Annotated in this window: 12 protein-coding genes; all 12 read right to left on the minus strand. The window is 66.6% G+C overall.

The window, feature by feature from the left end; translation table 11 throughout:
- Positions 1 to 16: 16 nt before the first annotated feature.
- The gene (astA, locus tag PKO50_RS23175; protein ID WP_109931934.1) at positions 17 to 1036 is read right to left on the minus strand and encodes an arginine N-succinyltransferase; all 1020 of its coding nucleotides are present in this window, start codon (positions 1034 to 1036) and stop codon (positions 17 to 19) included.
- Positions 1037 to 1134: 98 nt separating this feature from the next.
- A complete protein-coding gene (gene aruF, locus PKO50_RS23180) occupies positions 1135 to 2151 on the minus strand; it encodes an arginine/ornithine succinyltransferase subunit alpha (protein ID WP_109931932.1) in 1017 nt (338 codons plus the stop codon).
- Positions 2152 to 2312: 161 nt separating this feature from the next.
- Positions 2313 to 3533, minus strand: coding sequence for an aspartate aminotransferase family protein (locus PKO50_RS23185; RefSeq protein ID WP_275627343.1), 1221 nt, complete (start codon positions 3531 to 3533; stop codon positions 2313 to 2315).
- Positions 3534 to 4103: 570 nt separating this feature from the next.
- Positions 4104 to 5087 (minus strand): transcriptional regulator ArgR, encoded by a 984-nt coding sequence (argR, locus tag PKO50_RS23190; protein ID WP_009620752.1) that lies wholly within the window; start codon positions 5085 to 5087, stop codon positions 4104 to 4106.
- Between the two features lie 34 nt (positions 5088 to 5121).
- On the minus strand, positions 5122 to 5886 hold the full coding sequence (gene aotP / locus PKO50_RS23195) for an arginine/ornithine transport ATP-binding protein AotP (protein ID WP_089391832.1): 765 nt from the start codon (positions 5884 to 5886) through the stop codon (positions 5122 to 5124).
- Between the two features lie 15 nt (positions 5887 to 5901).
- On the minus strand, positions 5902 to 7014 hold the full coding sequence (locus tag PKO50_RS23200) for a succinylglutamate desuccinylase/aspartoacylase family protein (RefSeq protein ID WP_275627344.1): 1113 nt from the start codon (positions 7012 to 7014) through the stop codon (positions 5902 to 5904).
- Positions 7015 to 7030: 16 nt separating this feature from the next.
- Positions 7031 to 7729 carry an ABC transporter permease gene (locus PKO50_RS23205; protein WP_089391834.1) on the minus strand — a complete coding sequence of 233 codons (699 nt, stop codon included), beginning with the start codon at positions 7727 to 7729 and terminating at the stop codon, positions 7031 to 7033.
- Between the two features lie 13 nt (positions 7730 to 7742).
- The gene (locus PKO50_RS23210; protein ID WP_109931925.1) at positions 7743 to 8432 is read right to left on the minus strand and encodes an ABC transporter permease; all 690 of its coding nucleotides are present in this window, start codon (positions 8430 to 8432) and stop codon (positions 7743 to 7745) included.
- A 168-nt stretch (positions 8433 to 8600) separates the two neighbouring features.
- Positions 8601 to 9380, minus strand: coding sequence for an ABC transporter substrate-binding protein (locus PKO50_RS23215; protein ID WP_009620740.1), 780 nt, complete (start codon positions 9378 to 9380; stop codon positions 8601 to 8603).
- A 700-nt stretch (positions 9381 to 10080) separates the two neighbouring features.
- Positions 10081 to 10398, minus strand: a complete 318-nt coding sequence (locus tag PKO50_RS23220) for a transcriptional regulator (RefSeq protein ID WP_089391836.1) — start codon at positions 10396 to 10398, stop codon at positions 10081 to 10083.
- A complete protein-coding gene (locus PKO50_RS23225) occupies positions 10395 to 10742 on the minus strand; it encodes a toxin (RefSeq protein WP_275627345.1) in 348 nt (115 codons plus the stop codon). The genes PKO50_RS23220 and PKO50_RS23225 overlap by 4 nt, the downstream gene beginning before the upstream one ends.
- Before the next feature lie 158 nt (positions 10743 to 10900).
- The gene (gene acs, locus PKO50_RS23230; RefSeq protein ID WP_275627346.1) at positions 10901 to 12856 is read right to left on the minus strand and encodes an acetate--CoA ligase; all 1956 of its coding nucleotides are present in this window, start codon (positions 12854 to 12856) and stop codon (positions 10901 to 10903) included.
- Positions 12857 to 12976: the final 120 nt, after the last annotated feature.

Raw genomic sequence — 12976 nt, forward strand, 5'->3', positions numbered from 1 at the left:
TCCGATCCGCGCGGGATCAGCGTTTTCCGGCGGACAGCGGCACCGCGCGCACCGAGGCGCCGGCGGACAGGCGCAGGCGCTTGGCGGTCTGCGCGTCGACCACCAGGGAGCCGGCGGCGACCCGCGCCGGGGCCGCGGCGATGCGGCACTCCTCGCGCTTGCGGTTGTGGATCAGGTAGGGCTCGGCGTCATCGCCCGGCGTGCCGATGGCCAGCACCAGGGCCTGGCTGTCGGCGATGGCGCGGATCTTCTCGGTCGGCGCCTCGATGGCCGGGCCCGCGTCGAAGATGTCGACGTAGCCCTGGTAGCTGAAGCCCTCGGCCTTGAGCATGGCCAGCGCCGGTTCGGTGTCCGGGTGCACGCGGCCGATCACGTTGCGCGCCTCTTCCGAGAGGAAGCAGGTGTACAGCGGGAATTTCGGCATCAGTTCGGCGATGAAGGCCTTGTTGCCGACACCGGTCAGGTAGTCCGCCTGGCTGAACTCCATCTTGAAGAAGTGCCGGCCCAGGCTCTCCCAGAACGGCGAGCGGCCGTCGGCGTCGGACATGCCGCGCATCTCGGCGATCACCTTGTCGCCGAACAGCTCGCGGAACTCGGCGATGAACAGGAAGCGCGCCTTGGACAGCAGGCGGCCGTTGAGGCCCGTGCGGTGGTCGGCATGCAGGAACAGCGAGCACAGCTCGGACTGCCCGGTGAGGTCGTTGGCCAGGAACAGCGTGGGGATCTCGCGGTGGATGCCCAGCTCCTGGGAGGCGCTGACGGTGAGGCCGACGCGGTAGTTGTACCAGGGCTCGCGCAGGCCGACGGCGCCGGCCACGGCGGAGATGCCGACGACCTTGCCGGCGTCGTCCTCGAGGACGAACAGGTAATCGGCGTCGGCTCGCTCGGCTTCGCCGCGGAAAGCCTTCTCGGCCCAGCCGACGCGGTGCGACAGGCGCTGCTCGTTGGCCGGCAGCGTGGTCAGCCCGGTGCCGGTGCTGCGCGCCAGTTCGATGAGGGCCGGCAGGTCGGCGCTGGTGACAGGACGAACGATCATATTCACTCCGTTTCGGCTTCAGGCCGCAGGCTCCAGGCCACAGGCGAAAGCTTCCGTTTGGGCCCGCAGCCTGCCGCTTGCAGCCTGCAGCCCATGACTCACACCGCCACCAGGCGGACGCTGGCACCTTCGCCGATGCCCAGGGCCTCGGCGGTCTCGGCGCTGAGGGTCACCGGCTTGCCGGGCACCCAGTCCAGCTCGGCGACCAGCGCACGGTAGTCCTGCAGCAGGCCGTTGGTGACCAGGTAGCTGCGGGTGGCCTTGGGCACCTCGCCGATGCGCACCGGCACCAGGCGGCTCTGGGCGATGGAGCGGATGCCCGAGGTGCGCGCGTGCAGGGTCGGGCCGCCATCGAAGATGTCGATGTAGTTGTCGGTCTCGAAGCCTTCGCGCATCAGGATGTCGAAGGTGATCTGCGCCCGCGGGTGCACCTGGCCCATGGCCTCCTGCGCCTCGTCCGGCAGCAGCGGCACGTAGATCGGGTAGTGCGGCATCAGCTCGGCGAGGAAGGTGCGGCTCTTCAGACCGGAGAGCTTCTCGGCCTCGCTGTAGTTGAGGTCGAAGAAGTTGCGCCCGACGGCGTTCCAGAACGGCGACTCGCCCTGCTCGTCGCTGTAGCCGACGATCTCGGTGACCACGGCGTCGGCGAAGCGCTCCGGGTGGCTGGCCATGAACAGCAGGCGGCCGCGGGAGTTGAGCTCGGCGATGGGGGTGTTCACCAGCTCGCGCCGCACGTAGAAGCTGGTCAGCAGGCTGTTGCCGGTGAGGTCGTGGCACAGCGAGAGGACGTGGATCTTGTTGTGGATCTTCAGCTCGCGCGAGGCGTGCACGAAGGTCTCGTTGCGGAAGCTGTAGAAGGGCTCGGAGAAGCCGGCCGAAGCGACGATGGCCGAGCAGCCGACCAGTTGCCCGGTCTGCGTGTCCTCGAGGACGAAGAAGTAGCTTTCCTCGCCGTTGTAGCTGACTTCGGCGGCGAACGAGGCCTCCGAGGCCAGGATCTTTTCCTTCAGCCTTTCCGCGTCGTCCGGCAGCGACGTGACGCCGACCGGGCTGTCCGCGGCGAGACGCTGCACCTGCTGCAGGTCGGCCACTTGGGCGGGGCGCATCACCAGCATGGCGTCACTCCTCTAACCAGACAAAACCACATGAACTTTCCCCGTCGCGTCGCGGGCACGGGACAGCCTGCGCCAACGCATTCGGGGCCTGCGAAGAACGGCCGAGCGCACCCGGCCGGGTCGAACCGGTGCCGGCGGAATGGCCGGCGCCGTACTGCCGATCAGCCGCGGGTGAGCTTGGCCACCGCGCGTTCCAGGCGATCCAGGCCTTCGTCGATGTCGGCGTCCTCGATCACCAGGCTGGGCGCGAAGCGCACCACGTCCGGGCCGGCCTGCAGGATCATCAGGCCTTCCTTCTCGGCGGCGTTGAACACGTCCTTGGCCTTGCCCTTCCAGGCATCGGACAGCACCGCGCCGATCAGCAGGCCGAGGCCGCGGACCTGGGTGAAGATGCCGTATTCCTGGCCGAGCTTCTCCAGGCGCGCCTTGAAGCGCTCGTGCTTGGCGCGCACGCCTTCGAGCACCTCAGGAGTATTGATCACATCGAAGGCCGCGCCAGAAACCGCGCAGGCCAGCGGGTTGCCGCCGTAGGTGGTGCCGTGGGTGCCCACCACCAGGTGCTCGGCGATCTTCGCGGTGGTCAGCATGGCGCCGATGGGGAAGCCACCGCCCAGGCTCTTGGCGCTGGAGAGGATGTCCGGGACCACGCCGTAGTACTGGTAGGCATAGAGGTAGCCGGTACGGCCGAAGCCGCTCTGCACTTCGTCGAAGATCAGCAGCGCGCCGTTGTCGTCGCACAGCTTGCGCACGCCTTCCAGGTAGGCCTTGTCGGCCGGCAGCACGCCGCTCTCGCCCTGCACCGGCTCGACGATGACGGCGCAGGTCTTGTCCGAGATGGCCGCCTTGAGCGCGTCCAGGTCGTCGAACGGGATGTGGGTGATGCCCTCGACCTTCGGCCCGAAGCCGTCGGAGTACTTGGCCTGGCCGCCGACGTTGACGGTGAACAGGGTGCGGCCGTGGAAGCTGTTGACCATCGAGATGATCTCGTACTTCTGCGGACCGTAGACGTCGTGGGCGTAGCGGCGCGCCAGCTTGAGCGCGGCCTCGTTGGCCTCGGCGCCGGAGTTGGCGAAGAACACCCGCTCGGCGAAGGTGGCGCCGATCAGCTTCTGCGCCAGGCGCAGGGCCGGCTCGTTGGTGAACACGTTGGAGACGTGCCAGATCCTGTTGGCCTGCTCGGCCAGCGCGCCGACCAGCGCCGGGTGGCAGTGGCCCAGGGAGTTGACGGCGATGCCGCCGGCGAAGTCCACCAGCTCGCGGCCGCTCTGGTCCCAGACTCGCGAACCCTGACCACGCACCGGGATGAAGGCGGCCGGAGAGTAGTTGGGGACCATCAACTGGTCGAAGTCGGAGCGTTGTACCTGAGCATGCGGAGCGGACATCGGTGTTCTCCTGCCTGGTGAGGCGGCTATCGATGGAAGGATTGTAGGGACGAAAGACCGGTTGGCATTGCCGCCAAGCGACAACTTCTTATAGCGCCAACCCGTGGATTTCCGAGGCTTTCGGAAATGCGACAGAAAGCGTCGGTAAGGCGCAGTGTAAAGCCAGGGAAGGCCCGCGGGTACAAGGCGCGGGGGAATTTGTTCGATGGCCGGACAGGGGCGCACCGGGCAGGCTTTTCGTAGGGCGAATAACCGTTCGCGGTTATCCGCCGACGGAGTTGGCGCGGGGGCCAGAGCCAGCCTGGGCGCTTGCTCGCGAAGGGGATTCCCCGGTGGCTACGGCGCCTGAACTCGGCTCCGCCCCTCTCCCTAACCCTCTCCCTGAAGGGAGAGGGGACCGTTGGGCAGATGCTGATGTTTCGGCGTTAGCCGGCTCGCACAGCAATTACCGGCTGAAACCATGCCTCCTCTCGGCACGGACAAGCCCCCTCTCCCTTCAGGGAGAGGGCTGGGGAGAGGGAACGCGGCCAAGCCCAACACCAGCATAACCGGGAGCTTCCCCCGCTCCGCTCACCCCCGCTCCCCAGGCCCCGGCGCACCATCGGCAGCCCCCTGCCCACGACGCTGGTTGCGGTCTTCGCGAGGGGTCACGCCAAAGAAGTTGCGGTACGCGCTGGAGAAGTGCGGCCCACTGGAAAACCCGCAGGACAGGCCGATCTGGATGATCGACTTGCTGGTCTGCATGAGCATCTGCCGCGCGCGGTTCAGGCGCAGTTCCAGGTAGTACTGACTGGGCACGCGGGTCAGGTACTGCTTGAAGATGCGCTCCAGCTGGCGGCGCGACACGCAGACGTGCTGGGCGATCTCGTCGGTGGTCAGCGGCTCCTCGATGTTCGCTTCCATCAGCAGCACCGCCTGGGTGAGCTTGGGGTGGCTGGAGCCCAGGCGGTTCTTCAGCGGAATGCGCTGGCGCTCGCTGCCCTCGCGGATGCGCTCGACCACCAGCTCCTCGGACACCGCGCCGGCCAGTTCCGCGCCGTGGTCGCGGGACAGCACCGCCAGCAGCAGGTCGAGCACGGCCATGCCGCCGCAGGCGCTGAGGCGGTCGCGGTCCCACTCGAACAGGTGGTTGGTGGCGATGACCTTGGGGTAGCGCTCGGTGAAGTCGTCGTGCCAGCGCCAGTGCACCGCGGCGCGGTAGCCGTCGAGCAGGCCGAGCTGGGCCAGCGGGTAGATGCCGGCGGACAGCGCGCCGACGCTGGCGCCGCCGCGGGCCAGCTGCTTGAGGGCGGCGGCCAGCGGCGCGGAGACCTGCTGCGGCGCCTCGTCGGCGACCAGGAAGACGCGCTGGCACTGCTCCAGCACGCCTTGCCAGGCCTGCCCCGGCAGGCGCCAGCCGTCGCCCTCGGCGGGCTGCTCGGCGTTCATGAACACCGGGTCGTAGAGCGCTTCGGGGTGCAGGCGCCGGGCGACCCGCAGGGCCTCCTCGGCGAGCGCCAGGGTCAGCGCGCGGGTCTGGGGCCAGAGCAGGAAACCGATGCGTTGGGCAGTCATGCGGAGGCTTCTGTCGACTTCTTCGGGGGACAGCTTACTTCAAGCTGCCGGAAAGGAACTGCTTCAGACGCTCCGATTGAGGGTTGGCCAACACCTCTTTCGGACATCCACGCTCTTCCACCAGGCCCTTGTGCAGGAACACCAGCTGGTTGGAGACCTCACGGGCGAAGCCCATCTCGTGGGTCACCACCACCATGGTGCGGCCTTCCTGGGCCAGGTCCTGCATGACCTTGAGCACCTCGCCCACCAGCTCCGGGTCCAGCGCCGAGGTCGGTTCGTCGAACAGCATCACCTCCGGCTCCATGGCCAGGGCGCGGGCGATGGCCACGCGCTGCTGCTCGCCGCCGGACATGTGCGCCGGGTAGGCGTCCTTGCGGTGCGCCACGCCGACCTTGGCCAGGTAGTGCTCGGCCTTCTCCAGGGCTTCCTTCTTCGATACGCCGAGCACGTGCACCGGCGCCTCGATGACGTTGTCCAGGGCGCTCATGTGCGACCACAGGTTGAAGTGCTGGAACACCATCGACAGGCGCGAGCGCATGCGCTGCAGCTGGCGGGTGTCGGCGGCCTTGAGCGCGCCGTCCTTGTTCGGCACCAGCTTCAGCTCCTCGCCGTTGAGCAGGATCTTGCCGGCGTGGGGCTGCTCCAGCAGGTTGATGCAGCGCAGGAAGGTGCTCTTGCCCGAGCCGGAGGAGCCGATGATGCTGATCACGTCGCCCGCTTTCGCCGCCAGGGAAACGCCCTTGAGCACTTCGTGGGTGCCGTAGCGCTTGTGCAGGTCTTGGATTTCCAGTTTGTACATGTCGGTTACTCGAATTCAGTCGTTGATCAGCCGGCCCGTACGGAACGGCTCACGCCCGGCCACCTTGGCCATCCAGTGTCCTGCCAGCGCGTAGCGCCCCCGTTCCAGGGCGAAGAGCACGCCGGCGGTCCCGGCGTACAGGGTGCTGACCTTGTCGTTCAGCGGGTCCACCACCTCGAACAGCGCCTCGCCCTTCTCCACCCACTCGCCGGCGCGGCGCAGGAAGCTGACCACCCCGGCATGGGGCGCGGCGAGGTATTCGGTGCCCTCGAAGGGCATGCCTTCGCAGCACTCGGCCGGCGCTTGCGGCCAATCGCCGGCGATCAGCCCCTGTTCGGCGAGGAAGGCCAGGATCGCCTCGGCGTTGGCGCGCGCCTGCTCGACGCGGGTGTCGTCCATGCTGCCCAGCTCGACCGTGGTGGCCATGCACGCCGCGGGCAAAGCCGCCTGTGGATAGGCACGGGCCAGGCGCAGCCAGGGCAGCGAACAGGATTCGTCGAAGGAATTGCCGCCGGAATCCTCCGCCAGCAATGCCACGCCCGCCTTCAGCCGCGCCGCCAGGGAGCGCCACTGCGGCCAGTGCTGGGGAATGGCGTAGAGGTGGATGCAGGCCTCGAAGTCGCAGTGCAGGTCGAGCACCACGTCGGCGTCGCAGGCATGGCGCAGCAGCAGGCGTTGCAGGCCCTGCAGCTCGGAAGTGGCCGGCGCCAGCGCGTCCAGGGCTTCGCGCATGTGCTGGCGGACCAGTTGCACGTTGGCCGGTGCGTCGGCGCCCAGCTGGCCGGCGACGCGCGGCTCGACCAGGGACGCCAGGTCGACGAAGCCGCGGTTGAAATTCTGCCCGCTGCTGGTCTCGAAGCGCCCGAGGTGGCTGGCCTGCAGCCACTGGCCGAGGCCGACGGGGTTGGCCACCGGCACCAGCTCGACGGTGCCGAGCAGGCGCCCTTCGGCCTCCAGCGCGGCCAGGCGCAACTTCAGCTCCCAGGCGGTGCGCATGCCCGGCAGCTCGTCGGCGTGCAGGCTGGCCTGGATGTAGGCCTTGCGCTCGCCGGCGCCATAGCGGAAGACGCTCAGGCGGCGTTCGGCGCCGAGGCTGGCGCAGGGCAACAGGTGATCGATGCGTTGCATGCTCCGCTCCTCCGCCTCAGTGCTTGCGCGGTGCCAGGTAGGCCAGCCAGCGGCGTTCGGCGGCCTTGAACAGGCGCACCAGGATCAGCGTCAGGATCAGGTAGAAGACCCCGGCGGTGATGAAGGCCTCGAACGGCAGGTAGTACTGCGAGTTCACGGTGCGCGCGGCGCCGGTGATGTCCACCAGGGTGACGATGGACGCCAGGCTGGTGGTCTGCAGCATCATGATCACCTCGTTGCTGTACTGCGGCAGCGCGCGGCGCAGCGCCGAGGGCAGGAGGATGCGGCGGTACATCTTCAGGCGCGACATGCCCATGGCCTTGGCCGCCTCGATCTCGCCGTGGGGCGTGGCCTTGAGGCTGCCGGCGAGGATTTCCGCGGTGTAGGCGCTGGTGTTGATGGCAAAGGCCAGGCAGGCGCAGAAGCTGGCGTTGGACAGCCAGGGCCAGAAGGCGCTGTTGCGCACCGCCTCGAACTGGGCCAGGCCGTAGTAGATCAGGAACAGCTGTACCAGCATGGGGGTGCCGCGGATAACGTAGGTGTACAGCCAGGCCGGCAGGTTCACCGCCGGGCGCTTGGACACGCGCATCAGCGCCAGCGGCACGGCCAGCAGCAGGCCCACGGCCAGGGAGATCAGCAGCAGCTTGAGGGTCACCAGCAGGCCGCTGAAGTACAGCGGCAGGTTTTCCCAGATGACGGTGTAGTCGAAGATCATCGCGTGGCTCCCCTTACAGTTCCGCGACCTTGACGCCCACCGAGTAGCGGCGCTCGAGCAGGCGCAGCAACAGCAGCGAGACGCTGGTCACCACCAGGTAGAGGGCGGCGACGAACAGGTAGTAGGTAAACGGCTCGCGGGTAGCGTCCGCGGCCTGCTTGGCCTTGAACATCATGTCCTGCAGGCTGACCACCGAGATCAGCGCGGTGGCCTTGACCAGCACCAGCCAGTTGTTGGTGAAGCCGGGGATGGCCAGGCGGATCATCTGCGGCACCTGCACGCGGAAGAACACCTGCAGGTGGCTCATGCCGTAGGCGAAGCCGGCCTCGGCCTGCCCCCTGGGGATGGCCATGAAGGCGCCGCGGAAGGTTTCCGAGAGGTAGGCGCCGAAGATGAAGCCGAGGGTGCCGACGCCGACCACGAAGGGGTTCAGGTCGATGTAGTCGTCGTGGCCGAGCAGCGGCGCCACGCGGTTCACCAGGTCCTGGCCGCCATAGAAGATCAGCAGGATCAGCACCAGGTCGGGCACGCCGCGGATCACCGTGGAATAGGCGTCGCCGCACCAGGCCAGCCAGCGGACGGGCGACAGGCGGAAGGCCGCGCCGACCAGGCCGAGCACCGCCGCCAGGGCCATCGACAACAGGGCGAGCTGGAGGGTCAGCCAGGCACCATCGACGATGGTGGCCGCGTAACCGTTGAACATGGTCAGCACCTCATGCAACCGCTCGCCGCAGCGGCGAGCGCAGAACGACGGGCCACGCCGCCCGCAGCCCGGAAACCGACGACAGTCGCCAAGACGCCCGCCGCCCAATAAAAAAGTGGCACAAACTTCAGGTCTCGGCCCGGGTTTGCGCCACTTTTCGGTCAGGGGTCAGTTCGAACCGTAGACGTCGAACTTGAAGTACTTGTCCTGGACCTGCTTGTACTTGCCGTTGGCACGGAGCGCGGCGATGGCGGCGTTGAACTTGCCGGCCAGGGCGCTATCGCCCTTGCGCACGGCGATGCCCACGCCTTCGCCGAAGTACTTCTCGTCGGTCAGCTGCGGGCCGACGAAGGCAAAGCCCTTGCCGGCGTCGGTCTTGAGGAAGCCGTCGTCGAGGTTGACCGAGTCGGCGACCACCGCGTTCACGCGGCCGGCCACCAGGTCCATGTTGGCTTCCTGCTGGGAGTTGTAGCGCACCACTTCCACGCCGGCCGGGGTCAGCTCGCCGGAGGCGTAGCGGTCCGCGGTGCTGCCGCGCAGCACGCCGACCTTCTTGCCCTTGAGGTCGGTCAGCGGGTCGTTCAGCGCCGAGCCTTCCTTCATCACGTAGCGGGCCGGGGTGTTGTAGTACTTGTTGGTGAAGTCCACGGACTTCTTGCGCTCGTCGGTGATGGTCATCGACGAGAGGATGGCGTCGATCTTGCGCACCTTCAGCGCCGGGATCAGGCCGTCGAACTCCTGCTCGACCCAGGTGCACTTGACCTTCATCTCTTCGCACAGCGCATTGCCGATGTCGACGTCGAAGCCGGCCAACTGGCCATCGGGGGTCTTGAAGGAGAACGGCGGGTAGGCCGCTTCGATGCCGATACGCACGGGCTTGTCGTCGGCGTGGGCCATAGCGGTGATAGCGGAGAGCGCCAGCGCGCCGAGAAGTGCGAACTTCTTCATCAGTAACTCCTTCGAGGGTAGGACTTCGATTGGCAGGAGAAAGGGGTTGGCCCAGGCTGCCCGTGCAGAAGTGAAGGTTCTTGTCGTCTGCGCGCATTGCCGTGGCGGGTTTCTCGTGGAAAACCACGCCATCCAGGGTGAGCGGCATTCTAGCGACAGCCCCTGGGCGGTTATTTCTTCAATGCGACAACTAATTATAGAAGCGCCGGAGAGCGGGCTTCGACATCTTGACGGGGCGGATTTTAGGTGATCAAGGCGGGAATAGTAAAACCTATATCCACTGCAGGTATCGGGCCATGATATGAATACCTCAGTAATTACGCGGCCTCCAGCCCGGAGGCGGGTTGATGGACGTCGGAAAACACGCACGGGAAGTGTGCGAAATGTTTCCGGGCGCCTCATTTTGTCGCAGCGGGGCGGGTAGTGTTACCGCATGCCATTCGGCGTCGGGCGCCAACCTGTAGGAGCGGGCCCTGCCCGCGATTCGCGCGCAGGGCGCGCTCCTACATGGAATGGTACGGGGGGTGGCGTAGGAGCGGATCTCATCCGCGAATCGCGCCGGGACGGCCGGCTATCGCGGACAAGGTCCTACGACGGTGCATCCCTGGAACCGTAGGAGCGGACTCTGTCCGCGATTCGCGCGCAAGGCGCGCTCCTGCACGTAGGATGGGTGGAGCGAAGCGATACCCATCGCCCCGGCTCAGGCCAACTCGGTGATCAGCTCCAGGGTTTCCGGGTGCCTGGCCAGCAGGCGGATCAGCAAGGTGGCCTGATCGTTGGGGCGCGAGCGGTTCTGCTCCCAGTTCTTCAAGGTCGCCGGTGCGGCATGGAGGATGCGGGCGAAGACCGGCTGGGACATGTTCAGGCGTTCGCGCAAGGCTGCTATCTCCTCCCCGGTGGCAGGCAGCAGCGGCGCCGATTCGACCTTGTGGGTTCGCAGGGTGATCTTGCCCTGCCGCTCCGCCGCCAGATCGTCGAAGCCCTCCAGCAACTCGGCAAAGATGTCACGCTTGCTCATCGCACCATTCCTCTCGATTTCAATTCCGCCTGCAGCAGCACGGCCAACTGGTTTCTCTGCCGCTCGTTCAGATCATCCTGCTCATCCTTGTCGTACAGGGTGAACAACCAGAACTGAGCACTACCCAGCCAGCAGTAATAGATCACTCGCAACCCTCCCCGTCTTCCCTTGCCACGCCCGGGATCACCGAAACGGACCTTGCGCAGGCCGCCGGTACCGGCGATCACATCGCCGGCGTCAGGCCGTGCCAGCAGAAGCTGCTGGAACAACCGAAACGCCTCGTCATCCAGGTAATGACGGCGATTACGCTCGAACGGGGATAGCTCAACGAATGCGGCCTTCATATTATATGCGCTATTAACGTATATTTTTGAAGCCACAGACTGCATGGCTACAACCATGTGGGTCGATCGACCGAATAAGACAGCCCTGTAGGAAATCAGCTCAGCGCACAAAGAAAAACGCCCCGGCTTGCCGGGGCGTCTTTCGTTTCAGCGGCGGATCAGGCGGCCTTCATCGCCCGGTGAGTGTCCACCAGGTGCTGCACCACGCCCGGGTCGGCCAGGGTGGAGATGTCGCCCAGGGCGTCGTACTCGGCGGTGGCGATCTTGCGCAGGATGCGGCGCATGATCTTGCCCGAGCGGGTCTTCGGCAGGCCCGGGGCCCACTGGATGACGTCCGGGGTGGCGATCGGGCCGATTTCCTTGCGTACCCAGGCCTTGAGTTCCTGGCGCAGCTGCTCGTTGGCTTCCTCGCCGGCGTTCAGGGTGACGTAGACGTAGATGCCCTGCCCCTTGATGTCGTGCGGTACGCCAACCACCGCGGCCTCGGCCACTTTCGGGTGGGCGACCATGGCGCTCTCGATCTCGGCGGTGCCCATGCGGTGGCCGGAGACGTTGAGCACGTCGTCGACGCGGCCGGTGATCCAGTAGTAGCCGTCCTCGTCGCGGCGGGCGCCGTCACCGGTGAAGTACATGCCCTTGAAGGTCTTGAAGTAGGTGTCGACGTAGCGGTCGTGGTCGCCGAACAGGGTACGCGCCTGGCCCGGCCAGGAGTCGAGGATCACCAGGTTGCCCTCGGCCGCGCCCTCGATGATGTTGCCCAGGTTGTCCACCAGGGCCGGAACCACGCCGAAGAACGGCTTGGCGGCGGAGCCCGGCTTCAGGGCGTGGGCGCCCGGCAGCGGGGTCATCAGGCAGGCGCCGGTCTCGGTCTGCCACCAGGTGTCGACGATCGGGCAGCGCGACTGGCCGACGGTCTCGTAGTACCACTGCCAGGCTTCCGGGTTGATCGGCTCGCCCACCGAACCCAGCAGGCGCAGGCTGGAGCCGTCGGCGCCTTCGACCGCGGCCTTGCCCTCGGCCATCATGGCGCGGATGGCGGTGGGCGCGGTGTAGAGGATGTTGACCTTGTGCTTGTCGACGATCCTGGCGACGCGGGTGATGTCCGGGTAGTTCGGCACGCCTTCGAACAGCACGGTGGTGGCGCCGTTGGCCAGCGGGCCGTAGACCACGTAGCTGTGGCCAGTGACCCAGCCGATGTCGGCGGTGCACCAGAAGACTTCACCGGGGCGGTAGTCGAACACGCGCTCATGGGTCAGCGAGGCGTACACCAGGTAGCCGCCGGTGGTGTGCAGCACGCCCTTGGGCTTGCCGGTGGAACCGGAGGTGTAGAGGATGAACAGCGGGTCCTCGGCGCCCATTTCCTTGGGGGCGCAGGTGGTGCCGGCGACCTTCATCAGGTCTTCGTACCAGACGTCGCGGTGCGAGTGCCACTTGATGTCCGAACCGGTGCGCCTGCAGACGATGATCTTCTGCACGCTGCTGGTTTCCGGGTTGGTCAGGGCGTCGTCGACGTTGGCCTTGAGCGGGGTCTTCTTGCCGCCGCGCACGCCTTCGTCGGCGGTGATCACGATCTTCGAGCGGCAGTCGATGATGCGGCCGGCCAGGGCTTCGGGGGAGAAGCCGCCGAACACCACGGAGTGGATGGCGCCGATGCGGGTGCAGGCGAGCATGGCCACCACGGCTTCCGGGATCATCGGCATGTAGATGGTCACCACGTCGCCGCGGTGCACGTCCTGGCCGCGCAGGGCGTTGGCGAACTTGCAGACCTGCTCGTGCAGCTCGCGGTAGGTGATTTCCTGGTGCTCGGACGGGTCGTCGCCTTCCCAGATGATCGCCACCTGGTCGCCGCGCTCGGCGAGGTGACGGTCGAGGCAGTTGTAGGAAACGTTGAGGGTGCCGTCGGCGAACCACTTGATGTCGACGTGGTGGTCGTCGAAGGAAGTCTGCTTGACCTTGGTGAAGGGCTTGATCCATTCCACCCGTTGGGCCTGCTCGCGCCAGAAGCCGTCGGGGTTGACCACCGACTGCTGGTACAGCTTCTTGTAGGTGGCTTCGTCGGTCAGGGTATTGGCGGCCACTTCGGGGCGCACGGGATACACGGATGCCGCAGTCATGACACGTTACCTCGGTTCGGAGTGTTGTTCTTGTTGGGACCAAGTTGTAACGGCCGGGGTGCGCAGGGACCATACGACCATGGTCTTACCAATCCTTAGTCGTAGTGATAAGCCCCATCA

Source organism: Pseudomonas sp. 273, from assembly GCF_029201425.1.
GTDB classification, from domain to species: domain Bacteria; phylum Pseudomonadota; class Gammaproteobacteria; order Pseudomonadales; family Pseudomonadaceae; genus Pseudomonas; species Pseudomonas delhiensis.